This is a genomic window from Paenibacillus pinistramenti (genome assembly GCF_005869875.1).
In the GTDB taxonomy this organism is placed as follows: domain Bacteria; phylum Bacillota; class Bacilli; order Paenibacillales; family Paenibacillaceae; genus Fontibacillus; species Fontibacillus pinistramenti.
Window position 1 is genome coordinate 1 of the sequence record NZ_VAWG01000022.1, and the last position, 26,773, is coordinate 26,773.

Annotated in this window: 25 protein-coding genes and 1 other annotated feature; all 25 genes read right to left on the bottom strand. The window is 51.8% G+C overall.

What is annotated here, in order from left to right; translation table 11 throughout:
* Nucleotides 1–412: 412 nt before the first annotated feature.
* Nucleotides 413–2,185, bottom strand: a complete 1,773-nt coding sequence (locus FCN15_RS17235; RefSeq protein ID WP_138496221.1) for a LysM peptidoglycan-binding domain-containing protein — start codon at nt 2,183–2,185, stop codon at nt 413–415.
* Between the two features lie 148 nt (nt 2,186–2,333).
* Nucleotides 2,334–3,203 carry a prephenate dehydratase gene (gene pheA, locus FCN15_RS17240; protein ID WP_138496222.1) on the bottom strand — a complete coding sequence of 290 codons (870 nt, stop codon included), beginning with the start codon at nt 3,201–3,203 and terminating at the stop codon, nt 2,334–2,336.
* Nucleotides 3,204–3,293: 90 nt separating this feature from the next.
* Complete coding sequence (thrB, locus tag FCN15_RS17245) at nt 3,294–4,250, bottom strand: homoserine kinase (RefSeq protein WP_138496223.1); 957 nt, start codon at nt 4,248–4,250, stop codon at nt 3,294–3,296.
* Nucleotides 4,247–5,317, bottom strand: a complete 1,071-nt coding sequence (gene thrC, locus FCN15_RS17250) for a threonine synthase (protein WP_138496224.1) — start codon at nt 5,315–5,317, stop codon at nt 4,247–4,249. The genes thrB and thrC overlap by 4 nt, the downstream gene beginning before the upstream one ends.
* 61 nt (nt 5,318–5,378) lie before the next feature.
* Complete coding sequence (locus tag FCN15_RS17255) at nt 5,379–6,665, bottom strand: homoserine dehydrogenase (RefSeq protein ID WP_138496225.1); 1,287 nt, start codon at nt 6,663–6,665, stop codon at nt 5,379–5,381.
* A 58-nt stretch (nt 6,666–6,723) separates the two neighbouring features.
* Nucleotides 6,724–7,161: an ACT domain-containing protein gene (locus FCN15_RS17260; protein ID WP_138496226.1), complete on the bottom strand. Its 438-nt coding sequence runs from the start codon at nt 7,159–7,161 to the stop codon at nt 6,724–6,726.
* A gap of 164 nt (nt 7,162–7,325) precedes the next feature.
* Nucleotides 7,326–8,639 carry a GTPase ObgE gene (obgE, locus tag FCN15_RS17265; RefSeq protein ID WP_138496227.1) on the bottom strand — a complete coding sequence of 438 codons (1,314 nt, stop codon included), beginning with the start codon at nt 8,637–8,639 and terminating at the stop codon, nt 7,326–7,328.
* 15 nt (nt 8,640–8,654) lie between these two features.
* Nucleotides 8,655–9,395 carry a Spo0B domain-containing protein gene (locus tag FCN15_RS17270; RefSeq protein WP_138496228.1) on the bottom strand — a complete coding sequence of 247 codons (741 nt, stop codon included), beginning with the start codon at nt 9,393–9,395 and terminating at the stop codon, nt 8,655–8,657.
* A gap of 229 nt (nt 9,396–9,624) precedes the next feature.
* Nucleotides 9,625–9,936 (bottom strand): 50S ribosomal protein L27, encoded by a 312-nt coding sequence (gene rpmA / locus FCN15_RS17275; protein ID WP_138496229.1) that lies wholly within the window; start codon nt 9,934–9,936, stop codon nt 9,625–9,627.
* Between the two features lie 23 nt (nt 9,937–9,959).
* A complete protein-coding gene (locus tag FCN15_RS17280) occupies nt 9,960–10,289 on the bottom strand; it encodes a ribosomal-processing cysteine protease Prp (RefSeq protein WP_138496230.1) in 330 nt (109 codons plus the stop codon).
* 14 nt (nt 10,290–10,303) lie between these two features.
* Nucleotides 10,304–10,615 carry a 50S ribosomal protein L21 gene (rplU, locus tag FCN15_RS17285; RefSeq protein ID WP_138496231.1) on the bottom strand — a complete coding sequence of 104 codons (312 nt, stop codon included), beginning with the start codon at nt 10,613–10,615 and terminating at the stop codon, nt 10,304–10,306.
* A gap of 13 nt (nt 10,616–10,628) precedes the next feature.
* Nucleotides 10,629–10,711: a sequence feature (ribosomal protein L21 leader region), on the bottom strand.
* Between the two features lie 113 nt (nt 10,712–10,824).
* A complete protein-coding gene (locus FCN15_RS17290) occupies nt 10,825–12,009 on the bottom strand; it encodes an Rne/Rng family ribonuclease (protein WP_138496232.1) in 1,185 nt (394 codons plus the stop codon).
* A gap of 45 nt (nt 12,010–12,054) precedes the next feature.
* The gene (locus FCN15_RS17295) at nt 12,055–12,864 is read right to left on the bottom strand and encodes a M50 family metallopeptidase (protein WP_338044384.1); all 810 of its coding nucleotides are present in this window, start codon (nt 12,862–12,864) and stop codon (nt 12,055–12,057) included.
* Between the two features lie 46 nt (nt 12,865–12,910).
* On the bottom strand, nt 12,911–13,867 hold the full coding sequence (locus FCN15_RS17300) for a M23 family metallopeptidase (RefSeq protein ID WP_138496234.1): 957 nt from the start codon (nt 13,865–13,867) through the stop codon (nt 12,911–12,913).
* A gap of 191 nt (nt 13,868–14,058) precedes the next feature.
* On the bottom strand, nt 14,059–14,856 hold the full coding sequence (gene minD / locus FCN15_RS17305; RefSeq protein WP_138496235.1) for a septum site-determining protein MinD: 798 nt from the start codon (nt 14,854–14,856) through the stop codon (nt 14,059–14,061).
* A 2-nt stretch (nt 14,857–14,858) separates the two neighbouring features.
* On the bottom strand, nt 14,859–15,521 hold the full coding sequence (gene minC / locus FCN15_RS17310; RefSeq protein ID WP_138496236.1) for a septum site-determining protein MinC: 663 nt from the start codon (nt 15,519–15,521) through the stop codon (nt 14,859–14,861).
* A gap of 76 nt (nt 15,522–15,597) precedes the next feature.
* Nucleotides 15,598–16,131, bottom strand: coding sequence for a rod shape-determining protein MreD (gene mreD / locus FCN15_RS17315; protein WP_138496237.1), 534 nt, complete (start codon nt 16,129–16,131; stop codon nt 15,598–15,600).
* Nucleotides 16,131–17,009, bottom strand: a complete 879-nt coding sequence (gene mreC, locus FCN15_RS17320) for a rod shape-determining protein MreC (RefSeq protein ID WP_138496238.1) — start codon at nt 17,007–17,009, stop codon at nt 16,131–16,133. Before mreC ends, mreD begins: the two co-directional genes overlap by 1 nt.
* 78 nt (nt 17,010–17,087) lie before the next feature.
* Nucleotides 17,088–18,113: a rod shape-determining protein gene (locus FCN15_RS17325; protein ID WP_138496239.1), complete on the bottom strand. Its 1,026-nt coding sequence runs from the start codon at nt 18,111–18,113 to the stop codon at nt 17,088–17,090.
* Between the two features lie 57 nt (nt 18,114–18,170).
* The gene (radC, locus tag FCN15_RS17330; RefSeq protein WP_138496240.1) at nt 18,171–18,860 is read right to left on the bottom strand and encodes a RadC family protein; all 690 of its coding nucleotides are present in this window, start codon (nt 18,858–18,860) and stop codon (nt 18,171–18,173) included.
* Nucleotides 18,861–18,951: 91 nt separating this feature from the next.
* Entirely contained in the window at nt 18,952–19,566 is a 615-nt protein-coding gene (locus FCN15_RS17335) for a Maf family protein (protein ID WP_138496241.1), read from the bottom strand.
* Between the two features lie 229 nt (nt 19,567–19,795).
* The gene (locus tag FCN15_RS17340; RefSeq protein WP_138496242.1) at nt 19,796–21,121 is read right to left on the bottom strand and encodes an SPOR domain-containing protein; all 1,326 of its coding nucleotides are present in this window, start codon (nt 21,119–21,121) and stop codon (nt 19,796–19,798) included.
* A 202-nt stretch (nt 21,122–21,323) separates the two neighbouring features.
* Nucleotides 21,324–22,700: a UDP-N-acetylmuramate--L-alanine ligase gene (gene murC / locus FCN15_RS17345; protein WP_138496243.1), complete on the bottom strand. Its 1,377-nt coding sequence runs from the start codon at nt 22,698–22,700 to the stop codon at nt 21,324–21,326.
* Nucleotides 22,701–22,705: 5 nt separating this feature from the next.
* Nucleotides 22,706–24,076, bottom strand: a complete 1,371-nt coding sequence (locus FCN15_RS17350; protein WP_138496244.1) for a bifunctional folylpolyglutamate synthase/dihydrofolate synthase — start codon at nt 24,074–24,076, stop codon at nt 22,706–22,708.
* Nucleotides 24,077–24,087: 11 nt separating this feature from the next.
* On the bottom strand, nt 24,088–26,760 hold the full coding sequence (locus FCN15_RS17355; RefSeq protein WP_138496245.1) for a valine--tRNA ligase: 2,673 nt from the start codon (nt 26,758–26,760) through the stop codon (nt 24,088–24,090).
* Between the last annotated feature and the right edge of the window lie 13 nt (nt 26,761–26,773).

Below are 26,773 nucleotides of genomic sequence, written 5' to 3' on the forward strand. Positions count from 1 at the left end.
AGCGTTCGTCCTGAGCCAGGATCAAACTCTCCATAAAAGTAAAGTTTGTAGCTCATTTTGAATCTGACGAGTTGTTACTCGTTGTTTATTTCTCACTCGTTGTTCAGTTTTCAAAGATCAAGTTTTTTTTCGTTGTCGCTGTTTTCTTAAACTTCTTTAACAACTCTTATATCTTATCATCTTCCAGTCGATATTGCAAGTCTTTTTTTTCGACATTTTTTCTCACTTGTCGAAAATGACTTTTAACTTGGCCGGACTTATATAATATCACACGTCCTGGTAAGCATGCAAGCTTTTTATTAAATCATTTTATATCACTTGTAAGCAGCAAAAGTATCGCCGCATATTACCCTAACAAAAATAAAGCGAAGCAATAGCTCCGCTTTATCCGCTTCCTCTTTATTAATTATTATTAATTGCCGATCCAGGGGTTTCTCCGGCTCTTTGCCTTGTTTGAAGTGCTGCGGGCTTTAGCATTTTTCTCCGGAGTTCTTGATTGTTTTTTTGCAGTTCTTTTCTCAGCAGGCTGAGTTGAGACCTTTACTTTTTCCGTATCGGCTCTATTCGCTTGGAATTGGGCATTCAAGCTTTGTTCTTCACTGCCTGCACCGGCAAATTCCGCAGATGTGTATTCATTCTCCTCACGCACTCCGGTTCCCCCGATTGGCGCGCCTGGAACCATGAACCCATAGGGATTGCCATAGGATGAATAGGCATCCGGCATAAATCCCTGAGTGTTAAATCCATAAGGATATCCGGCCGGGTATTGCGGCTGCTGCATATTCCAGTAAGGAGCCTGATAGGTTCCCGGTGCTGCTTCGTAGTTCAGTTGAGACGGAATATTCCAGCCTCCTTGGTTTCCTTCCGGAGCATAGGCAGGAAACGTTTGAGCAGGATAGCCTGCCGGCATTCCTTCCCCGCAGCCGCATGGCTGAGGCATAAATGAATTGGAGTTAGGCGCATACATTTCCGGCGATACCATATTCGGCATGCTTCCCGTATACGGATTGTACGGATCATTTGTAATTCCCGGATATCCGCCGCTGTAAGATTCCAATTGAGGAAGCATACTGTTATTTTCAGCGTTCATCGGAGAAATCTGGGATGGAGACAAATTCGGAGCGCTGTTGTTAAACGGTGAATAAGGGCCGAGATTCGACGGAACCGCATTAGGCATATACTGGAAAGGCGAAAGATTAGGAGCAGCATTTGGAGCAGCATAAGCTGGGGCGATGTTAACAGGAGCGTAATAAACTGGAGCAAGGTTAGGTGCGTAGTCAGCAGGAGATATATTCGATGGCATATAGTTTATCGGGCCCAAATTAGGTGCTGTATTAGCCGGTGACGTATAGGCTGGAGACTCGTTAGTCATAGGCATATTAGGAAAATCATAGTAAGAAGCAGCTTGTGGTGCCATATGCTGATACGGCATCATATAACTATTTTCTGCAGGCTTGGTGTCCGAGCAGCCGCAAGGTTTTTCTTGAACAGGAGGAGCCGGCGTATACTGAGGGATTGTATTAACGTATTCAAAATGCGTCGGCTGCTGCATGATCAATTCGGAAAATTCGAATTCATAATGAATTTCATTCTTTGGCGGTTCAGGAGCAGGGGCAACCGGAATCGGAACTGCAGGCTGTTCAGGAACAGGCTGAGCCGGTGCAGGGGTTTCAGCTATAGGCTCTACTGGCGCAGGTTCAACTGGAACGGGAACAGGCTCTGTCGGCGTCTTTGGCGCAGTATTTTTCTTGCCGCTGCCGACCGTTCCGCCCGTGCCGGTGCCAGTCTGTGATTCTGGTGCTGTTTCAGACGCCTGCTGCGGCGCTTGTTCAGACGACTGCTCCGGCTCCTGCCCGCCACCCGGGATGTTTACAACTTCTCCGGCAAGCAAGGCGTTCGGACTCTTAAGCTGCGAATTCGCATCAATCAACGACTTCAGCGATACGCCCCAGGCCTTTGAAAGCTTCCAAAGCGTATCCCCCTGTTTGACGACATGTTTATAAATGACGTTTTCGTCATTGCCGACAGGTACGGCCGAGGAAGGAATCTTTACTTTGTCCCCAACCATCAGTACATCCGGGTTGGTGATTTGCGGATTGGCGTCTATCAATGTTTGCAGAGGCACAGCATACTTTTTCGAAAGTTCATATAACGTATCGCCCTCTTTGACCATGTGTATTTTCACGCGGCAAAAACCTCCTAATCTTCTTGGGCCGTGATATTAGCCCGTTTCCCATTGATACATCCTATGCACCTGCCCGGAAATTGTTATCCTCAAAACTAAAAAAAACCTTCCGGCTTCCCCATAAGGGTTCCGAAAGGTTATCCGCTGTTTACTCCTCGTCGTAGGGATAGCTGGGATATGAGCCCAGAACCCTGACCTGACAGCCCAGCGCCTCGATCTCCGAAATGGCGGCACCGAGCAGGATGGAGTCTATATTTTCAAGCACGTCCATATAAAAATAATAGCTGCCAAGCTTCTTTTTGGTCGGCCGTGATTCAATCCGCGATAAGTTGAGCTTGCGCCATGCAAAGGCGGACAATACCTGGTGAAGCGCACCAGGGAAGTCGGCGGGCAGCGTAACCAGAATGCTTGTTTTCTGTGTGGCCTGGCGGCCGAAAAGTTCAATCGGACCAGGGCCAATCAAGACAAACCGGGTAAAATTATTGTTATGATCCGTGACCCGGCGGGCCAGGGTGTCCAGTCCATATCTTTGTGCGCCAAGCGCGGTACCGATCGCCGCCCAGCCTTCGCCCGGATGCCCGGCAACGCTTTGAATGGCTTCAGCTGTACTGCCGACATTCTCAAGCTCAGCCTGCGGCATCCGGCTTCTGATAAACTGCTGGCACTGAGCCATGGCCACTGGATGAGAGAGAACACGTTTTACTTTGGAGTAATCCAGGCTTTCTTCCGATTCGAATTCGTTTCTGCGTCCGATCAAATTTTGAATCGACGGGTATACCCATTCAAGCTGCATAGGCACATCCACTTCATGGACGAGCCAATCCATATGGAGGCTTACCGAGCCTTCAATTGTATTTTCCACCGGAATTACGCTGAAATCAGCTTCTCCGTTCGCCACAGACAGGAAGACGTCCGATATCTGTTTGTAATGCTTGAGCTGGACCGGCTCATTCCCGAACAGGTACAGAACAGCTTCATGCGAAACTGTACCCTCCGGAAGCAGCGCAACTGTTCTCATCAAATTTCCCCTTTGCATCTCATAAGCATGGAGTCAGGCTTGCTGCATAACCACAGCTTGTTTAAGCCCCGTTATTTCCTCCAAAAAAAGTTAAACCAGACTGCCCGCGTTAAACGGAGCTTGCTCATGGCTCAGCAGGCAGCGGACTCCTTCCGAGCTCGGATCGAGCCATAACATTTTGGCTTCAATGCCATGTTCGCCTAATACATCCGATATAAAAGCTTCAAGTTCACTGCAGCGGTCTGAGCTCCGGCTTGTTAAAGCCAGCAGCGTAGGGCCCGCACCGCTGAGCGCAGCGCCAAGGGCACCATGGTTGACCGCCTCTTTCAGTATCCGGTCCATTCCCGGAATCAGGGGCGCCCGGTAAGGCTGGTGAATTCGATCCTTCATGGCCTCAGCAATAAGATCAAGTCTTCCGGCTGCAAATGCTCCAGTGAGAAGAGCAGCCCTGCTCACATTGTAAACCGTGTCTTCCATTGAAAAAGTCTCCGGCAGAATCGACCGCGCCTGCTCGGTAGCCAGCCAAAAGGAAGGAACCGCGGCCAGGGCCCGCAGCTCCTTAGGCGGTTCTATACGCAGATAATGCGCGCGTTCTCCGTCCCACACAGCCGAAATTATTCCTCCGAACAAGGAAGCTCCCACATTATCCGGATGCTTCTCAATCGCGGCAGCCATGTCAAACAGCTTATCTGCCGAAAGAGGGGCGCCGATCAATTCATTAGCCGCATAAAGCGCACCAACGATTGCCGAAGCGCTGCTTCCCAAGCCCCGGGTCAAGGGAATTTCGGAAGCCATGGATATTTCAAGCTCAGGGACGGATACACCCGCTTCTTCAAATACCCTCTGCGCCAATTTGTAAACGAGGTTGCTTTTGTCTTGGGGAATGCCCTTCAGCTCTTCTCCGTACAAGTAAAATTTGGTTTGCTCAGCCGGCTTCATCTCGATCCAGGCATACAAGGACAATGCCATGCCCAGCGTATCGAATCCGGGTCCAAGATTGGCCGTGCTGGCCGGAACCCGAATCCTTACTCCTTGAGCCTTGATCATACGCTCTTACCTTCCAGTTTGGAGATAGCTTCCATTACGGCTTCTTCTTTATCCTTAACGACAAGCGGCTCTCCGCCGATGCTTTTGATCGCAATGTTAGGATCTTTCAAGCCGTGGCCTGTAAGCACACAAACTACTCTCTCTCCGCCTTTGAAGTAGCCCTCGCGCTTCAGCTTATACACCCCTGCCACAGAAGCTGCGGAAGCCGGCTCAGCAAAGATGCCTTCGCGCGCTGCAATCGTCCGGTACGCACTTAAAATTTCCTCGTCTGTTACGTAATTGATTTGGCCGTCCGACTCCTCGGCAGCGGCAACAGCTGTCTTCCAGCTCGCCGGGTTCCCGATCCGGATGGCTGTCGCTACTGTCTCCGGCTCCAGAATCGGCTCGCCTTTGACGATCGCCATCGCTCCCTCGGCTTCAAAGCCGACCATACGCGGCAAGGAATTGATTTTTCCATTGGCATGATATTCTTTAAAGCCTTTCCAGTAGGCAGAAATGTTCCCGGCATTCCCCACCGGAATCGCCAGTACGTCCGGAGCGCCGCCAAGCTGGTCGCACACCTCGAAAGCAGCGGTCTTCTGTCCTTCGATCCGGTATGGATTCACCGAGTTCACCAGCGTGATTGGATGTTTGGCCGTAATTTCGCGTACAATTTCAAGCGCCCGGTCAAAGTTGCCCTCAATGGCAATAACCTTGGCTCCATAAATCATGGCCTGAGCAAGCTTGCCCAGCGCGATGTTATTATTCGGAATAAGAACGATGCAGTTAATACCAAGTCTTGCAGCATATGCAGCAGCAGCGGCAGATGTATTCCCTGTGGAAGCGCACATGATCGTCTGGCTGCCTTCTTCAGCCGCTTTGGCGACGGCCATCACCATGCCTCTGTCCTTAAAGCTTCCTGTCGGATTCAAGCCTTCATATTTGAAATAGAGGTCGAGTCCGAGCTCCTCCGAGAGGTTCTCAGCCCGCACAAGCGGAGTATTTCCCTCCTGAAGAGTCAGCATTGGCGTACGTTCCGTTACAGGCAGAAATTCTTTGTAAGTGTGCAGCAATCCTTGGTATCTCATTAATCTCCAGCTCCCTTGTTCAATTAAATAGCTCTATATTGGTAATTTGTAAGAACGACAATCAGCCTTCTACCCGGTATATGCTTTTGATCCGGCGGATGACGCTCATCGATTCAAAATGCTTCACGACTTTATCCATGCTCGCCTTGTTCGCCAGATGCGTTACAATCATAATCTCCGCCCCAGGCTGCTGGGCATTTGGCGTCTGAATGACAGAATCAAGGCTGACCTCGTATTCAGCAAAAACCTGGGTAATCTGCGCCAGTACACCGGCCTTGTCATCCACCTGAAGCAGCAGAAAATTCTTATAGAAAATCCGTTCATCTGCCCGCAGTTTCTTTTCCTTATAAGGAACAATGGCCTTCAGCCCGGTTACGCCAAGCTTCATATTCTTGATAACAGCGATCAAGTCAGCAACAACTGAGGTTGCCGTTGGCAGCTCGCCTGCCCCAGCCCCGTAAAACATCGTCTCTCCCACTGCTTCCCCATGAACATATACAGCATTATAAACGCCGCCGACTGCCGCGATCGGGTGGGAAGCCTTAACCATGGTAGGCTGGACGCTGATCGAAAGCCCGTCATCATGGCATTCCGCAATGCCGAGAAGCTTCATCTCATAGCCAAGCTGCTTCGCATAAGTGATATCCTCTTTCGAGACGGAAGAAATGCCTCGGACGCTTACGTCTTTAAGCTCGACATTTGTACGGAAGCCTAAAGTACTCAAAATGGCCATTTTTCTGGCTGCATCCAGCCCTTCAACATCAGAGGTCGGATCCGATTCGGCATAACCGAGCTGCTGGGCCTCTTTAAGAACATCCTCATAAGATGCGCTTTCCCGGCTCATTTTCGATAAAATATAGTTTGTGGTTCCATTGACAATCCCCATAATCTTTGTAATCCGGTCCGAGGAGAAGCCCTCAATCAGCGTCCGGATGATGGGAATGCCGCCGGCCACGCTCGCCTCATAGAAGACGTCGCATTGATGCTCAAGCGCCTTGGCCAGAATTTCACTCCCGTACAGCGCCATCAGATCTTTGTTAGCTGTGATGATATGTTTGCCGAGCGCGAGCGCCTCCAGCAAATAAGTTTTGGTTTCATTGATTCCGCCCATTACTTCAACAATGACATCAATCTCGGGGTGGCGGATAACCTCCCACGGGTCCTCGGTAAGAACGCTGGAATCGACTGAAATGCTGCGTTCCTTCTTTAAATTCTTCACAGCAATCTTCTCAATTTGAATAGGAGAGCCGACCTGACTGAGCAGATCCTCCTGATGCTTCTCAACGATACGCACAACACCCGTTCCGACAGTTCCAAGTCCTAGCAGACCAACCTTTATGGCTTTCAACTGATCCCCTCCGCTCCTTAGTATCTCTGTAAACTATTAATAGTCCGGTGCGTCCAAACTATCCCTGGCCGATAATCTGAACCTTTCGGACTCCCTGAACTCCCCGCAGCTTGCCCAGCATTTCATCCAGCTCTTCTGTCAGCCTGGACGTCTCCACGGAAATAACCACATTCGCCACCCCTTGAAGAGGAATACTTTGGTTGATGGTAAGCACGTTCCCCCCAAAGCTGGCCACCAGCGCCAGCATCTGGGATAAGATACCGGACCTGTGTTCGAGGTCAAGGGAAATGGTAACGATCCGATCACGTTCCAGCTGATTCAGCTGATGGATGCCATCTTTATATTTGTAAAAAGCGCTTCGGCTTAAGCCAACCTGTTCAACCGCTTCATGTACGGTTTTGACATTACCGCTTGCAAGCAGCTGCTTCACCTGAAGCGTCTTAAGCACTGCTTCCGGCAGAACATCCTCTCGGACCAGATAATAACGTTCCCGCAATATCGTCCTCTCCTTAAAGACTTTTGTTTTTATATAGTGGACATTATAACCTATACATCCTATGTAAGCAATAGAGAAACGCCTTAATAAAAGAAAAGCTGCCGCCCCGTTACCTGGAGAACAACAGCTTTCATGCCATGCCAATATGAAAAGACAGTATAAAATTAATAGTAGTAGCTGCTGCCTTCTACAAATTCAAATTCAAAATCGCCGATCCGCACGATCGTGCCATCCGTAGCCCCGCGTTTGCGCAGCTCATCATCAATGCCCATATGGCGCATCGTCCGGGCAAGCTTGAGAATAGCATCATGGGAGTTCAGCTGCATCCGCTTCATCATCCGTTCAACACGCGGGCAGGAAACCACATAAGCCTCATTGTCACGGGTAATCGTAAAGCTGTTGTCTTCCTCTTTATCCAGCTTGTAGATTTTCCGCTCTTCCAGAGCGCTTACCTCTTCAATAGCAGGGGCTTCCGGAATCTGATCCAGCAGATCCGCAGTTTTGTACATAAGCTCTTTGACCCCTTGGCGGGTCAGGGAAGAGATCGGCATAATCATCAAATCAGGCCGGAGCTCGGCAACTTTCTTGCGGAACACTTCCAAATTCTCTTCCGCCTCCGGCATATCCATTTTGTTGGCCGCTACGATCTGCGGGCGGTTCTCAAGCTCAGCATTATACTGCTTCAGCTCATCGTTGATCTTCACCCAGTCGTCAAACGGGTCACGGCCTTCCGAACCTGCCATATCCACCACATGAATGATGACGCGAGTACGTTCAACATGCCGCAGGAATTCATGGCCCAGGCCTACACCTTCGTGTGCGCCTTCAATCAGTCCCGGAAGATCGGCCATCACAAAGCTGCGCCCCTCACCAACACTGACAACCCCCAAATTCGGAGTAATCGTTGTAAAATGGTACGCGCCGATCTTCGGCTGCGCCGCGGAAACGACAGACAGCAGCGTGGATTTGCCCACGCTCGGAAATCCGACAAGGCCGACATCGGCCATGACCTTGAGCTCCAGAATGATCCAGCGCTCCTCGCCTTCCTCCCCGTTCTCAGCCAGCTCGGGAGCCGGATTGCTTGGCGTAGCGAACCGGATGTTGCCCCGTCCGCCTCTTCCGCCGCGGGCTACGACGACCTGCTGGCCGTGGCGGGTCATATCCGCCAGCACTTCCTGGGATTCATCATCAATAATGACGGTGCCCGGCGGAATCCGGACGATCATATCCTCTGCGCCCGCTCCGTGCTGGCTCTTATTGCGGCCCTTCTCACCGCGCTGTGCCTTGAAGTGGCGCTGGTAGCGGAAATCCATCAGGGTCCGCAGTCCTTCGTCTACACGAAAAATAACACTGCCGCCTCTTCCTCCGTCACCGCCGGCAGGACCTCCTTCGGGAACGTACTTCTCCCGCCGGAAGGAGACGATTCCGTCGCCGCCGTCGCCGCCCTTCACATAAATTTTCGCTTTATCTACGAACATATTCTTCCACCTCTTTTAAATTGCCAGCGGCATCCGGAGTTCACAAACCCCTTTCTGCATGGCTTCTTCCTTCGCATAAATCCGCTTGCCCCGGATCGCTTTAAGCGTATTGGCCTTTAACAGCTCCGAATTCCCCGAGCCGCCCTCCAGCTCAAAGCGGACCACGACTTCGCCGCCTTCCCGGTAAATGGACATATTAAGCTGCAGCGTCTCTCCCCATGAAGACCGCCCGGCAAACTGATAGGCTCTGATGGTCTCCATGACGGTCTCCGCCCAATTCTCCGCTTCTTCCCGGTCCAGCAGCTGCCCGAGCTCCAGTCCTTCTTCAATGGAAACCTCCAGCTGGACGGAAGGGTTCATTTCCCGGAAAGACTGCAAATAAAAGACTAGCGGCTGGATGCCCAATCTGGAGATGTGGCTCTCCGCGGCCATTCGTTCTTTTATTCTGTCCAAACTGCCGCGCAGTTTATCATATTTACCAAGCTGAATATATCCATACAAAATCTGCAAATCATTCATCCAGTCGTGCCGGTACCGCGCAAGGGTAGAAGTTGCTGTCCGCTGAACAGATTCAACCAGCCGCCGCTTGTCCGCTTCCTGCTGCCTGCGGATGTATATCCAGTACCCGTACAGCACAGCTCCAACCCACAAACAAAGGCCAATATGCCCAACCACCGACCGGTTAAAATAAAAGAGAACCAAAGGGATCAGCAGCAGAATTCCGGCTATGATCGTTAACGATCTACGGTCCTTCATGATTATTCTCAATCCTCTACGCATTTTTACCTTTCTGTCCAACATACAACAGTATAACATAAAGTATCATCTTCGAAGTGGAGTGAGCTGCTGCGTTATACCTGATTTGCTGGAAAAATAACTCCTTGGACGGACCGGCTTGAGCGTCCTGCTGTAATTTTCCAGTGATGGTTCTCAAAAAAAATCCCCGGCAAAATGCCGGGGATTTCTAAGCCGTTCGGGCTTGTTATTAAGCTTCAACAGCAGCCGCTACAGGAGCGACTTCAACAGGGTACACGCTCACTTTCTTGCGATCGCGGCCCCAACGTTCGAACTTAACAACGCCGTCCACTTTGGCGAACAAAGTGTCGTCTTTGCCGATGCCTACGTTAGTGCCCGGATGAATTTTCGTTCCGCGTTGACGAACGAGAATGCTTCCGCCGGTAACCACTTGTCCGTCAGCACGCTTAACGCCAAGGCGCTTCGAAATACTGTCACGGCCGTTCTTTGTGGAACCTACACCTTTCTTGGATGCGAATAACTGAAGATCCAATTTCAACATGTCTGGTCAACCTCCTTCTTTAATTAGTCACTATCTATTATCTGAATATACTGCCCATAAGATTGCTCAATAGTCCGAAGCATCACGACAAGCGCAGACAAGAGAAGCATAGCTTGAGCCTTGGCCTCAGCGGGAGATGCAAGCGGAAGATCCGCGCTTAAAAAGCCGTTCTTCATACGTGAATCCATTACGATTCCGGTTAGTTCTTCAACAGCATTCACCGAACCAACAGTAACAGCGGAAACACCAGCACAAACAATATCCCTGCCGGCCTCAGCAAAGTTCGCATGGCCTTCTACCCGAAATCCGGTTACGGATTTCTGCTTATCGCGTTTGATGGTTACGATAATCAAGTATCGTCACCTTCTTACGCTTGGATTTTCTCAATAGTCACCTTCGTGTACGGTTGACGATGACCTTGCTTTTTGTGGTAGTTCTTCTTAGGCTTGTATTTGAATACAACAACCTTAGCACCTTTACCATGACGTTCAACTTTTGCTGTTACAGTTGCGCCGGATACAACCGGAGTTCCTGTTACCAAGCCGTTCTCTTTAGAAACAGCCAATACACGGTCAAAAGTTACAGTTTCACCATCAGCTGCATTCAGCTTCTCGATGTAGAGAACATCGCCCTCTTGAACACGGTATTGTTTGCCGCCAGTTTCGATAATTGCGTACATTTGCTTGCACCTCCTCATGTCTCAGACTCGCCTAATTCAGGTGACGCTTTGTTTCACGCGTACTTTGGCACCCGATTGGTGCGGTTACAGCATGTGTACAAGATGCACTTGAAACACATACTCGATTATGTTAACACAGGTTAAACGTAAAATCAACCTATATAATGATCAGAGATAATGATCAAAGCCCAGCTCCGGCGCTCCAGATTCTATTTGCGGTCAGCGCTTTCCCTTATTTTCTTGCGGGTCATCTCCACCAGACCAAGCCGGGTCCATCCCAAAACATGATGTTGGGTACGGTCGCCGCGCATACAAGTCTGCAATCTCGCAAGCACCTCATTCCGGTGGTCTTCAAGCTCCATATCAATGAAATCAATAATAATGATCCCGCCGATGTCACGAACACGCAGCAGCCGTGCAATTTCCTCCGCCGCCTGAAGGTTCGTCCGGAATACGGTGTCCTCCAGCGAATCCGTGCCTACATATTTTCCTGTATTGACGTCTACGACGTTCATCGCTTCCGTCTGATCCCAGATCAGATAACCTCCATCCGGCAGCCAAACCTTCCGCTGAAAGTCCTTATCCAGCTGCTGCTTCACTCCATAAGCCTCAAACAGCGGGACAGCGGATTTATGCACGACGATCTGCGGCTTTGTTCCCGGATTCAGATTATCCAAAAATTGGCCTGCTTCCTCCGCCTGAACAGCACAGTCCACCAGCAGCTCGTCGGTCTGCGGGCTGAAGACGTCCCGGATCAGCCGCTGCACCATGCTGAGCTCGCGGTGCAGAAGAGCAGGTGCACCGAACTGCTGCGATTTCAGCTGCACGTCCTCCCACTGTCTGCGCAGCAGAGCAAGATCCTCTTCTATGGCACTCCTGTCGTGGTCTTCAACGATCGTGCGGAAGATCAGGCCTTCCTCTTCCTGGCGAAGCTCCTCGCCGATCTCTTTAAGGCGGCTCCGCTCGGCTTCGTTCTCAATCTTTTTCGAAATGGCAATATAACCGGCCGTCGGCATATACACAATAAAACGTCCCGGCAGCGAATAATGGGTTGTAACCCGCGCTCCCTTGGTTCCCATCGCGTCTTTCGTGACCTGTACCACAATTTCCTGTCCCGGAGTAAGCAGCTCTGTAATCGAAGGTTTGATCTTCGGCTGCTTCTCAAGATGCGGGGAAAGGCAATCGTCTATGTACAGGAAAGCATTCTTCTTCTGTCCAATATCTATAAAAGCCGCCTGCATCCCCGGGATAACATTAGCGACACGTCCCTTGAACAAACTGCCTACAAGCCCTTTCCCGTCAGAACGTTCAACGGCGTATTCAACCAGTCGGCCGTCTTCGAGCAGCGCCATTTCGGCAGAACCGTGTTCGTAGTGCACTACCATTTGTTTCATACTCTCACCTACTGCCATTTCCCCATATATTTGATGTAACCCTGGTCATTTATACTCATGAATCAAACAGCCGGACAGGAACAGATCAATGATCTTATGCTCCGGCACAATCTGCAGAAGCTCTCCCGCCGGGTTCAGTACATAAACAAAATGATACTTATCTCTCTTAAGTAGACGCAGGACGGTATCCAAAGGTTTCGTCTCATCTGCGACAATCGGCTGGGCATTTTTGGCAGATGGATCTTGTCCCGCAAACAGGCGCTGCCTGCCGATCAGAAAGCGGATAAAACGGAACGGAATATTCCGATGATCCACCCAGTTGGAGTAGAACAAAAAAATGCCGACCATCAGCAGGTTCAGCTGAACGCCTTGATGGCTAAGCAGCGGATAGAAAGAATAAGCGATAAGCAGCACGCTGAAAACAACGCTGATTCTCGCCGCCCACAGCAAGGTCGAATGGTAAGGCAAGAAGAGGCTGCACAGCGCCTGTGCCATTTTCCCGCCGTCCAGCGGAAGAATCGGCAGCAGGTTAAATAAGACGATCAGAATATTAGCTTGTACAAAATAGGCCAATGTCGGCCCCTGCCACAAGCCGGCTAAATGAGCCAGCAGCCCAGTGCCTGCCAGGATGACATTTTGCAGCGGCCCGGCTGCAGCAATCCAGATTTCTTTCGCTGCGCTCAGGGTTCCGTTGTCTTCAACCGCCGCGACGCCTCCAAACGGAAGCAGCTGAATGGAAAGGACGTTTAATCCAAGCATTCGGGCAGCCGCAGCATGTCCAAGCTCATGGACAAATACGATTCCGAACAGAACAATCAGCTCGGCAAAATGTCCGGTGAGAACGGAGGTTAACATAATTATAACAAATAAGGGGTGGAAAGAAACCGGAATTCCGGCAATCTTAATCAAGCGGCACCACTTCTGCCGGGTCGATGTAGAGGCCGTCCTTTTTGATGGCAAAATAGACAGTATCGGAACCTCCGCTCCGGGAATAGCGGCCAACGCTTTCTCCGCCTTCCAGCCAATCCCCTTTGGATACTGACACCTCCGTCAACCGCCCATAAACGGATACATAACCCCCGCTGTGCTGCACAACAACGGTTCTGCCCGTGAGCGCGTCGTCACTAACCTCTGTTACCCGGCCCGTTTCCACGCTTTTAACCTCTTGAATGCCCGATGAATCCAATTCTGGGATAATTTCTACACCTTTCAGGCTGATCGCAAAGCTCTCGGCAAGCTTACCCTCGATCGGGATTGTAAATCCATGAGCGCTTTGGACCAGCTGCTGCGGCTCGCTCTTGCTGCCGAATATAGGAATGAAGCTTGGCGCCCCTCCAAAATTGCGTTCATACCAGGCTTCGGCGGCCTGAAAATCCATTTCCTGGTGAAGGGATGCCGTCACATAGCTTTCAAGCGGTGCTGACCAGGACGGATGGTAGCGGTGAATTCCCCACAGCCCTCCAAACAAGACGGCGCTGATTAAAGTCCTTGTCATGAAAGCGCGGAAAAAGGATCCTTTGCGGGGAGCATCATACCGCTCTCCAGAAGTGCCGGGGTCATATCCCGCGAAACGCGTTCCTCCCGGACCGGGCGGCCTTCCCGCAATTGGGGCGTTAAAGGCATCCTCGCGCCATAATCCCCGTCCCTGCTTCCACATGAGCTCGGGATCTCTCTCTTCCATCCCGCCGGAGTCAGATGTGACAGGCTGCTGCCGGGCCGGCTGGCCAGCCTCCCGGTACGGTTCAAAATCCTCCGGATAAGAAGACTGTGTATAAAGCCGAAGGGCCTGTTCTTCTCTGCCCAGCAGCTCCCGGATCCTTTCCTCGCGCCGTTTCTTCACGTTGTTTTTAACATCCATCAGATACCTTCTCCTCTCCACAGCTTGCGGCTCCCTGGAGCTTGTTCGCTACATCTTATGAAGCAGGGGACAGGAATATGAACAACAGGCGCGCACACAAAAAGGGTGCCCTCCTAACCGTCCAGCGGTTAGTGAAAGCACCCTTTCAAAGGGAGACAGCTTGTCTGCGGATGAGTTCCGGTAAAGGCCGCTCAGCCTCCCATGCCGAAAAATTTCTTGAATTTTGTAAATGCGCCTTTCTTCTGGGTGAGCGGCATCAGCGGAACCGAATCCCCCAAAATGCGGCGGGCAATGTTCCGGTATGCGATGGCAGCGGAGGAATCCGGGTTCATCACCGTCGGTTCGCCGCTGTTCGCCGCTTTAATGACATGCTCATCGTCGGGAACGATCCCGATTAAATCAATGTTAAGCACCTGAATAATATCTTCAATGTCCAGCATGTCACCTGATTTGACCATATTCGGACGAATCCGGTTAACAATCAGCTTCGGCGCTTCCACCTGCGAGCCTTCCAGCAGCCCGATTACACGGTCCGCATCCCGCACTGCGGCATGCTCCGGAGTCGTTACGACGATCGCGCGGTCAGCACCGGCAATCGCATTCTTAAAGCCCTGCTCAATTCCGGCTGGGCAGTCAATAATGACATATTCATATTCTTTCTTCAGTTCAAGCACAATATCACGGACCTGTTCCGGAGTAACGGAATTTTTGTCCTTGGTTTGTGCGGCAGGCAGCATGTACAGCTCATCAAACCGCTTGTCCTTGACGAGAGCCTGGTTCAGCCGGCAGCGCCCTTCCGCCACATCGACCAGATCATAAATAATGCGGTTCTCAAGCCCCATCACCACGTCCAGATTCCGCAGCCCAATGTCCGTATCCACCAGACAGACTTTCTTCCCCAATAACGCGAGAGCCGTGCCAATATTAGCCGATGTAGTTGTTTTGCCTACGCCGCCTTTGCCTGAAGTGACGACTATTGCCTCTCCCATATCTACACCCCTTTAAACACATTGAAGTCCGGTCGAACTTTCCCCACATTGTTGATCTTATCAATTTGCATGGTGCCGTTCTGCAGAAAAGCAAATTCCATGCTCGTTTCCCGGTTCTCCCATTCATCGGGAGGCCTGCTGATCACTTCAGCAATCCGAAGCTGGGTAGGCGCCAGATAGGAGGCGGCAATCACCGCCTTCTCATTCCCGTCAGCTCCGGCATGGGCCGTTCCCCGAAGCGCACCCATGATGATAACGTCACCGGTGCAGATAATCTGCCCGCCCGGATTGACGTCCCCAAGAAACAGAAGATTTCCTTCGTGCTTCAGCACCTGACCGGAACGAACCATTCCGCAAAGGGTCTTTATCACCGGACCGGCAGATTCATCCGGCATACTTCCCGGCGTATCCACTGAACGGATCAGCAGATTGCCTTTCTGCTTTAATGTATCTAGAATGAGCGTTTTCTGTTCTTCGGTCATATTCCGCATGCCCATCTTCACATCAACATGAACGATAGGGCCTGTTAATATACTCTGATGGCTGTGCTCCAGTTTATATTTCAGCTCGTTTAGAAGCTCTGAAAATTCACATTGATCATCAAAAAGGAAAATCAGGCCATCTTTGATTCCCTTGATCGTCACATGGTTGGATTTAACTGTCATCGCCTGTCCCTCCCTTTATGTTAATTCGCGCAGACCTGCAAAAACTCCTGCTTTCTGCGTAAATTGACAACAGACGCTAAGCCTTCTCTTCCCTTGGACGGTTTCGAAACTTCGTCTTCTCCAGGAAGCGCCGCAGAGGAACATAGACGATAAGCGCAAAAATAAAATGAACAATCATGTTCGGTAAAATATGATTCATCAAGGTCCAGGTATAGGCCTGATGGTTGATTTCGAACAGCTTATAAGTACCAGAGAGGATCGAATCCAGCAGCAGGCTTCCCATTAAGACAGCAAACAGCATAAACGGAAGCGGTGTTCGGTTAGGCTTGAACAGCAGTCCGATTAAGTAAGCAGAGAAGCCCATTGCAAAAGAATAGGCGCCTATCATCGCGCCGTAATAAATGACATCCTGCAGCAAGCCGAACAGAATGCCGAGAAGCAGAGCTTTATGCCGGTTCTGATAGACAGAAACAAATAAAATAACGATATAAACCAGATGCGGAACAATCCGGGTCTGCCAGGCAGGAGGAATCAGCCACGGCAGGATGGCTCCCTCCGCAAGAAACAAGGCAAACAGCAGGATGACGAGCAGCAGATTACGGTGTTTCATTATTCCGGTACCTCCGGCGTCACAACCACAAACAGCTCGTTCCAGTCAGAGAACTCGGTCGCCGGCTTCACATAGGCCGTATCTGTCAAACCAAATTCGCCAACCTGACGGCTGACAACCGTACCAATGACGATAAAGCGCGGGAACTCGCCGCCAAGCCCGGAAGAAATGATCGTATCTCCCTTCTTCAGCGGGTCGTCGCTCTTAATCTTTGTCATCAGGAACATGCCTTTCTCCTGATCGTAGCTTTCAATCATGCCAAACGATTTGTTCTCGTTACCCTGAACCGTAGCCGCGATGGCATTGGAATTCGGGTCCTTGGAATCAAGTGTCGTTACAAGCTTGACAGTCGACGTAAAGTTGCTGACTTGACTGATGGTGCCAACCAGCCCTTTATCCGAAGTCACCGCCATATCGGTCTTGATTCCATTCCGGCTTCCCAAGTCGATTACAAGCGTCCGGTTGTCCGGGTCATCGCTGACACTGACCACATGGGCAATCCGGTATTCATAATTCTTGTTTCGAGCTTTCTGCTCCTCCGTGAACTTCAGCGCGTCATAAAGCCGTTCATTTTCCTGCTCGATTGTATTGTATTTGGCTTTATCCCGCGTATAATGCGCAAGCGCGATCTTCAGTTCCTCGTTCTCTTTCTGCACCGACCTTAAATCGGCAATATCGTGGAAAAAACCCGCAACATAGGAGACGGGTTTATAGACGATATACTGTACAAATCCGACGGTATCCTTGGTAAATTTCTCCGGCCAGGACAAGCCTGCCCGCGGTCCAAGCGTAAAACCCATAACCGCGATAAACAGGATCAGTCCCATCAGCAGGAAAAACAGTCGTTTATTGCCCAGCAATTTGAACAGTTTAAGCACCCTCTAACCATCATATTCTCTCCCACTTCAAGGGTGGTCTATCTTTGTCAATCTCTATTTATTTAGCATTTCGAACGGTTAGCGTTTCGAACGGCTTGACTGGCTCTTCGATTTAAACATATGGATGTTCTCAAGCGCACGGCCGGTGCCGATCGCGACGCAATCCAGCGGATTCTCGGCTACAATTACCGGCATGCCTGTTTCCTTGGCCAGTAGCTTGTCTAGGTTGCGGAGCAGAGCTCCCCCGCCTGTAAGCACAATGCCCCGGTCCATAATGTCGGCTGCAAGCTCCGGCGGACATTTCTCCAGGGTCACCTTAACAGCCTCAACAATTGCGTTGACGGTGTCGTTCAGCGCTTCGGAAATCTCGTCAGAGGTGATGGTAATGGTCTTCGGCAGACCCGTTACAAGGTCACGGCCGCGGATTTCAAGCGTTTCAACCGTCTCAAGCGGCATTGCCGAGCCGATATCCATCTTGAGCTGCTCAGCTGTTCTTTCGCCCACCATAAGATTATATTGACGTTTGATAAATTGAATGATGGATTCATCCATTTCATCTCCGGCCACGCGTACAGATTTGCTGGTTACAATTCCGCCGAGGGAGATAACCGCAACTTCCGTTGTTCCGCCGCCGATGTCTACAACCATGCTTCCTGTCGGTTCCCAGACCGGAAGGTCTGCGCCGATCGCCGCCGCAAACGGCTCCTCAATGGTATAAGCTTCGCGGGCTCCCGCCTGCTTCGTCGCGTCTTCAACCGCGCGCTGCTCAACCGCTGTAATGCCTGAAGGCACACAAACCATAACATTCGGATGACGCTGGAACATGGAACGCTGCTTCTGGGCCTGCGAAATAAAATATTTAATCATAGTTGCCGTCGTATCAAAATCGGCGATAACGCCGTCTTTCATCGGGCGGATGGCCCGGATATTGCCCGGCGTTCTGCCGATCATTTTCTTAGCGGATTCCCCTACCGCTACAATATTTTTCGTATCCGTATGAATTGCTACGACGGAAGGTTCTCTGGCAACGATGCCTTTGCCCCGTACATATACAAGTGTATTAGCTGTTCCCAAATCAATTCCTAAATCTTTACCACCAAACATGCTGTTATCTCCTTTTCTTATATCGCCGCTGACCGGCTGGATATCTGGACTATTATATTACATCAAGCCTTGTTCCTTCAAACTGACAAACCGTCCGTCACCGATAATCAGATGATCCAATACGTCGATTCCGATAATCTCCCCGGCTTCGCATAACCGCTTGGTAATCTGAATATCTTCCGGACTGGGCGAGGGATCACCGCTGGGGTGATTATGTACGCAGACAATCGACGCGCTGCTGCACTTCACAGCCGCCCGGAAAACCTCCCTCGGATGAACAATAGAAGCGTTTAAGCTTCCGATGGAAAGCGTTTCTTGACCGATAAGGTGATTTTTCGTATTGAGAAACAAACATATAAAATGCTCTTTATTCAGGTACCGGAGCTGATCCATCACGATCTCGGCCGCATCCTTCGGACTGCGGATGACCACCGCATCCCTGCGTACAGATCTGGCCAGCCTGCGCCCGATTTCAATTCCTGCGAGCAGCTGGATCGCCTTAGCTTCCCCGATTCCTTTGATCTCCATTAGTTCATCCAAGCTTAAATCGACCAGACCGCGGATCTCTCCGGCTTTGGATAGAATCTTCTGCGCAACGTGAATCGCGGACTCCTGATGAGTCCCTGTACGCAGCAGTATGGCCAGCAATTCGGCATGGCTCAGCGCCTCCGCTCCATATCTGATTAAGCGTTCTCTAGGTCGTTCTTCATGGGGGATGTCACGCAGCCTGTAAATCGGCGCTTCCATCTAGTACCCTCTCTTCACCCTAATTTGATGGTCTCTGTTTCAAACAGGCATTCAAGTAACGTTTCAGGACAAGCAAAAGTTACATGTCTCTTCAAATTTCGTCTTCCTTCAGCACGTGCACACCAAACCCGCCGAGCATATCGGCAAGCAGGGACAAGGGCAGTCCGACCACATTAAAATAGTCGCCTTCAATTCCGGTTACCAGCGCGGCGCCAAGTCCCTGAATCCCATAAGCCCCGGCCTTGTCCAGGCTCTCGCCGCTGCGCACATAAGCAGCAACCTGGCTTTCGGACATCGGTTTCATCGTTACTTTTGTCATTTTGCAGTCTACCACCGTCAGGCCGGTTTCGGCATCGAGACAAGCTACGCCTGTGTAAACCTCATGCTGCCGCCCCTGGAGTGAGAAAATCATCTGCCGCGCATGCTCTTCATTGTCCGGTTTACCCAATATGACCCCATCCCGAACCACAACCGTATCGCTGCCTACAATTACAGCACGGGGGCGCTGCTCCAGGGACTGATAGACCTGCTGCGCCTTGCGGCGGGCAAGCTCGGACACAGCTTCTGCCGGAGTCCATTCCTGTGACAGCGTTTCGTCCGCATGGCTGGGTATAACGGTAAACGGGATGCCTAAAACGGCGATCAGTTCTTGTCTGCGGGGAGAGGTTGAGGCTAAAATAATGGATTTGGAAGGTAGTTTATTCAAACGTAACGTTCTCCTTCAAACAGGTCTATGTCCATAAAATGTACGGAACGATTTCATAAAATGCGCCTCAAAAAAACAAAATGGCCCAACTTGTGACAAGCTGTTAACCCTGTCAAGCCTCGCCATTTTTTGACACTACTTATTATAAGGTCATTTGTTTCACAATACAAACAAAATCCGGCATTGGATGTGATTGCCACATTATGCCGGATTCTCAAATCCTGAAGATTTAATTGTCACTAAAAAGCCGCTGCTCATCCAGCACATAACGCATCATGGAGTTCTGTACTTCCCACAAATGGGATTTGGCCTTGGTCTTGTCAAACTGCAGAAGGGCCTCCACCGCGCTGTTCATTTCGGTCTCCATATTCTCGATAAGCTGCTCCCCGCTTCCACTGAAGCCGCCGCGCACCGCGGCCGCATTCTTGGTGAACTGGACATGCTGGTCCTTCAGCGCGCTGATCTGATCGTCAGCCAGGTCCGGGGACTCCTCAAGCAGCAAAGAAGCGGAGGTTTCGCTGAGCAGCTTGACCAATTCCGCGCTCTGCACCGCGTATTGCTCCAGTGTTCCGGTCTCCTTGCTGTAAGGCACAGCTGCCGCAGACGGAATCGACGCCTCATGCAGAATCAGGTCAACGCCCTCTGATTTGAGTTCACTGCTCAGCAGTTTGGCCTGCTCCCTGTCTGCGGATATGCCGGCATATACTCTGCTGTCGTCCAGCGTATCCTGGGCTGCGGCATAACCGGCATCCTTCAGCTCCTGCTGCGCCCTGTCCACGCCGTCGGCCGAGCTGAAGACCCCGTACTGGAGAAAATAATAGGTTTGCGCCGGCAGGGCAATCTGTACGGCCGCGCCGCTTGTCTCCTCCTGCTTCAGCTCACCGACAACAGGCAGAGCCTGGACTGCCTTCTGGGCCGATTCGCTGATTGCCGAAAGGCCGGGAATCGGAAATTCCGCTTCCTTATTGAAGAAAGACAATACCACCATGCCAAACAAAGCCCCGGTTACAATAGCCCCGGTTACCGATCCGATCACTTTCCAGCCGGAATTGCGGCCTGGCGTGCGGTGCCGGACCGGGTCGTGTGACCGATCGTATGACCGATGATCGTTTGACCGATGATCGTCTGACCAATGATCGTTTGACCATGCAGGCCCGAAGCTTCCCCCTTCGTCCTCCTTGTCCACTTGCGGAAAAGGCTCGTATCCTGTGCGGGCGGAGCGTTCCTCCCTGTTCCATCCCGGTCTGCCGCCCTTCTCCAGCTCCTCTTCTTCGGGGAAGCCGTACATGCCAAGTCCGGAATGCGCCTGAAACGGATTGCCGGGGTCTTCCTCAGGCCAGTTGCTGATCGCCGCATTCATATCCGCATAGCTGCGGCGCTTCGGCTGCTCCTGTTCCGGCTGCACGAGCTCCAAATGCGGATGCTCCGCTTCTGCACGTGAATCAGAATTATTTTCCATTGGCTTCTTATTTGCAGGATTCCATAACGGTTCGTTTCGGGCCGGCTGGCTTGTCCCCCGGTCATCAAAGCGGAATGTCATTCTGGCTTTATTCACCGTCACACTCTCCTTGTCCGTCTCTTCTACTTCCAGCCTATGAGACAAGACCCGGAGTTATGCCACTAAAAATAGCCAGGCGCAGCCGCTAAACGCTTTGCTCTGCCATACAAGCAGCAGACCCGGCAGCGGAGGAATCCGGCCGGGTCTGCGGTTGTATTCTTTTTCAGCTGCCTCACTCTTGCTTGGTCAGGGTTTAGGTTTAGTCACGGATTTGTTTGGCCAGGGCATAGCCCACCTTCCAAATGTCTCCAGCGCCCATTGTGAGCACAAGATCACCCGGCTTAACCCGTCCCGCCAGATCGGCGAGCACTTCTTCCTTGGTCGGAATGTAGCGCGCGCCCGGATTGCTGTTCTGCTTGATCAGCTCAACCAGCTTGGAGGAGTTTACCCCTTCAATCTGCTTCTCACCGGCAGGAGAATAAATATCGGTAATAATGACTTCATCCGCATCGGCAAAAGCTTTGCTGAACGCATCCAGCAGGAAGAAGGTCCGTGTGTACCGCTGCGGCTGGAATACCGCCACAATCCGCTTGCCCGTCGCCTTAGCAGCACTGATCGTTGCCTGAATCTCCGTCGGATGATGGGCATAATCGTCGATAACCAAAATGTCATTTGATTCTCCGAGCACCTGAAAACGCCGCTTCGCTCCGTTAAACAGATGAATGGCCCCGGCAATCCGCTCAAACTTGATTCCGGCCTCCAGACATACTATTACAGTAGCCAGCGCATTATAAACGTTGTGTTTGCCTGGAACGGACAGCTCGATCGTCCCCAGCTTCTGCTGATGATGGCTTACCGTAAAGGATACTTTCCGGTCTCCAAGCTTAATATCGCCCGCCGTATATTCGCAGTCCGGATTCATTCCGTAAGTAATGACGTTCGCTTTCACCTGCGGAAGCAGCTCCTGGATGATCTGGTCATCCCCGCAGACAACGGCTTTTCCATCGGATTTGGTCTGGTTCAGGAACTGAACATAGGCCTGCTTCAGACGCTCAAAATCTCCGCCGTAGTTCTCCAGATGGTCGGCTTCGATGTTGGTCACAACGGAAAGCGCCGGGAAATAATGAAGGAATGAGCCGTCGCTCTCGTCCGCCTCTGCCACAACGTACTCCCCTTTGCCGGCTTTGGCGTTCGTTCCGATATTCATAATTTCTCCGCCGATAATGTAGGTCGGATCTGTTCCGCATTCCTCCATAACAAGCGCGATCATTGAAGAGGTAGTCGTCTTGCCGTGCGCGCCTGCAACCGCAACTCCCCTGCGTTCGTTAAGCAGCCTTGCAAGCATTTGGGAACGGTGCAGAATCGGTATCCCCTGTTCTTCCGCTTCCAAGCGCTCCACATTATCTTTCGGCAGCGCAGTGGAATAAACAACCATATCGGCGCCGTGTACCTGTTCGGGGGTATGCCCTATATAAATTTTAGCTCCTTTAGCCGCGAGCTTCTCGGTAAGTTCTTGGGATGCGACATCTGAACCCGTAACGGTATAGCCCATTTCCAGCATGACCCGGGCAATTGCACTCATGCCATAACCGCCGATCCCGATAAAATGAACGTGTTCTGTAACCGTGTTTGACATTGAATTCACCAGCCTTTTTCAGAATCGGTTTGATGCAGCAGCGCTGCCCGAACATCAGAAATTAAATACAGCGTACCGGATACGACGCCCAGATCCTCTGCCTTTGTATTCTGCTTTAATATTTCTAGAGCCGTTTTCCAATCAGGTTCGACTATGATTTCCAATCCCGGTTTCGCTGCCGTTTCCTTCAATTCTTCAACAAGGCCTAACAACGCTTCCGCGTCCATCTTTCGGCGGAAATCCGGCTCTGTAAGGATTATTGTATCCACTATCGGTAATATATGCTTGAAGTATCCCTGATGATGCTTATTGGACAGCATACCCATCATTAAAATGAGTTTGTTATAGCGGAAAGCTTCCGGAATCGACCGTGCAAGCATCTCCGCACCTTCCGGATTATGCGCGCCGTCGAGCACAATCCGCGGCTCTGTGCTCACCTGCTCCAGCCGTCCGGCCCATGCCGTTTGCCGCAGTCCGCGGGCCACATCCTCATCGTCGAGGATAAACGCCATATATTGGCGGAGAACCTCAAGCACCATTAAAGCGCCGGAGGCGTTCTTGCACTGGTGCTCGCCGAGCAGGCTGATCTCTGCCTCAAGGTTGCGGAAAGGGCCTTTAAAGAGAAATTGCTGTGCCCCTTCCTTCAGCTCGCCCCGCTCGTAACAGAACTGCTCATTCATCAGGTAGAGCGTCGATTTGTTCCGGGCAGCCGTTTCCTTGATCACCTGGACAGCCTCAGGCTGCTCCACGCAGCTGACCACAGGCACTCCCGGCTTGATGATGCCGGCCTTCTCTCCGGCGATCTTCTCCAGCGTATCGCCCAGCACGTCCATATGGTCATACCCGATGTTCGTAATGAGCGAAACAATCGGCGTCACGATGTTGGTCACATCCATGCGCCCCCCGAGGCCGGTCTCCCAAACCACAACGTCCGGGTAACAAACTTCGGCGTAGTACAGAATCGCCAAAGCGGTAGAAACCTCGAACATGGTCGGGGAGCCCAGCTCCGCTGCCGCCAGCTCCTCTACTACCGGATGAAGACGGTTCGAAAGCTCCAGCAAAACGTCCTCGGGTATATCTTCACCGTTATACTGAAAACGATTCGTAAATTTTGTAATATATGGGGACGTATAAGTCCCCACGCTGTAGCCGCTCTCCAGCAGCACACTTGTCAAAAATGCGCACGAAGAGCCTTTGCCGTTCGTACCGGCCACGTGAATGAATTTCAGGCGGCGGTGCGGATTGCCGAACCGTTCCATCAAGGCATAAATTCGTTCAAGCCCGGGCCGGATTCCGAATGGAATCAGCCCGTTGATCCAGTCCACCGCCTCCTGGTAGGTCCGCAGCGGCGTTAGTTCCCCATCATGCTGGTTCATGGCTGCTCACCTTACCCTTTCAATTCTTCAATCCGGGCAAGCACTTTATCGCGTTTGTCCGCGTAGTCCTTCTGTTTCGCGCGTTCTTCTTCAATGACTGCAGCCGGTGCTTTGGAGACAAAGCCCTGGTTGCCCAGCTTCTTCTCGACCCGCTCCACTTCCTTGTTCAGGTGGTCAAGCTCTTTCTCCAGGCGGGCAATCTCCTGGCTGATATCCAGCAGGCCTGCGAGCGGCAAATACAGCTCGGCGCCGGTGACAACCGCCGTCATTGCTTTATCCGGAGCTTCTGCCGACGTCGAGGACGCAAACTCGGACGTGTTGCAGAACCGGCGGATGTAGTGCGCGTTGCGGTCGATGATGTTCTGCAGCTCATCGGAAGCCGGCTTCAGCAGCAGCTCGACTTTTTTGCTCATCGGCACATTCACTTCCGCCCGGATGTTCCGTACAGAACGGATGATGTCGATCAGCAGGTTCATCTCCTGAACCGCATCCGGAGCTGAAAGGGCTTCGTCGTATTTCGGCCATTCGGCAAGTGTAATGGTTTCGCCCACATGCGGCAGGTGCTGCCAGATTTCCTCTGTAATAAACGGCATAAACGGATGCATCAGACGAAGCGTGCGGTCCAGCACGTAGGCCAGTACAGACTGCGTTTTGGCCTTGGCGGCCGCATCTTCACCGTACAGGGACAGCTTTGAGAACTCGATGTACCAGTCACACAGATCATCCCAGATAAAGTTGTACAGAAGGCGTCCAGTCTCCCCGAACTCATAACTGTCGATCAAACGGGTAATGTCGCGGGCCGTTTCATTAAACCGGTGCAGAATCCAGCGGTCAGCTGTGCTGAGATCGCCGGTAATGTCGATTTGATCAGCTGTAACGCCTTCCAGGTTCATAAGAGCAAACCGGGAAGCGTTCCAGATTTTATTGGCAAAGTTGCGGGCCTGCTCTACGCGTTCCCAGCGGAAACGGAGATCCTGGCCAGGCGTGCTGCTGGTGGAGATCATGTAGCGCATGGCATCCGTGCCGTACTTCTCAATCACCTCAAGCGGGTCGACGCCGTTGCCGAGCGATTTGGACATTTTGCGGCCTTCGCTGTCGCGCACAAGACCGTGGAGCAGCACGTCTTTGAACGGCATTTTTCCTGTAAATTCGATCCCTTGGAAAATCATCCGCGCTACCCAGAAATAAATGATATCGTAGCCGGTAACGAGCACATCTGTCGGATAATACCGCTTGAAGTCCTCGCTGTTCTCATCCGGCCAGCCCAGTGTGGAGAACGGCCAGAGGGCGGAGCTGAACCAGGTATCCAGCACGTCTTCGTCCTGGCGGATGTCGTCCGTGCCGAGCTTCGCGCGGGCTTCTTCCTCGTTCTTGGCCACAACAAACTCGCCGGTTTCGTTGGAGTACCAGGCGGGGATGCGGTGTCCCCACCACAGCTGGCGGGAAATACACCAGTCGCGGACATTTTCGATCCAGTTCAAGTAGGTCTTCTCAAAGCGTTCAGGCACAAAGTTAACGCCTTCGCCGGACTTCTGCGCGTTGATTGCAGTTTCAGCCAGCGGCTGCATCGCTACAAACCACTGTGTGGACAGATAAGGCTCGACAACAGCGCCGGAGCGCTCACTGTGGCCAACTTGGTGAACATGCTCTTCAATACGGATCAGGACGCCAAGCTCCTTGAGGTCGCTGACGATCTGCTTGCGCGCATCCGCACGGTCCATGCCCTGATATTTGCCGGCTTCTTCATTCATAATGCCGGATTCGTCCATGACGATGATCTGCGGCAGGTCATGGCGAAGACCGACTTCAAAGTCATTCGGGTCATGCGCAGGCGTAATCTTTACGGCTCCGCTGCCGAAATCTTTTTCCACATATTCGTCTGCAATGACCGGAATTTCGCGGCCGATGATCGGGAGAACCAAAGTTTTGCCGATCAGGTCCTTGTAGCGATCGTCCTCCGGGTGCACCGCGACGGCTGTATCGCCCAGCATCGTTTCGGGACGGGTTGTCGCCACCGTCAAATGGCCGCTGCCGTCCTTGAGCGGATACTGCAGATGATAAAGGGCACCGTTCACTTCCTTGTATTCAACTTCGATGTCGGACAACGCCGTACGGGCGGCCGGGTCCCAGTTGATGATCTTCTTGCCGCGGTAAATGAGGCCTTTCTCATACAGCTTGACGAATACCTCGCGAACCGCATCGGACAAGCCCTCGTCGAGCGTAAAGCGCTCGCGGGAGTAGTCCAGGGAGAAGCCCATTTTGGCCCACTGCTCATGAATGGTCGCCGCGTATTGGTCCTTCCACTCCCAAACCTTCTCCAGAAACTTCTCGCGTCCCAGGTCATACCGGGATACGCCCTGCTCGCGCAGCTTCTGCTCGACTTTGGTTTGGGTTGCAATGCCCGCATGGTCAGAGCCTGGGAGCCACAAGGCATCATAGCCCTGCATCCGCTTGGTGCGGATCAGAATATCCTGCAGGGTGAAATCCAGCGCGTGGCCGATATGAAGCATCCCGGTTACGTTAGGCGGGGGAATAACGATGGTGTAAGGCTCGGCGTCCTTGCGCTGTCCTGCTTTGAAAAATTCATTGTCCATCCAGTAGCGGTACCATTTCTGTTCCGCCGCTTTCGGATCATAGGTTGTCGGCATTTCCGCCGAAGACGGTGCTTTTTGTTCCTCTGTCATGTTTGGATTACCC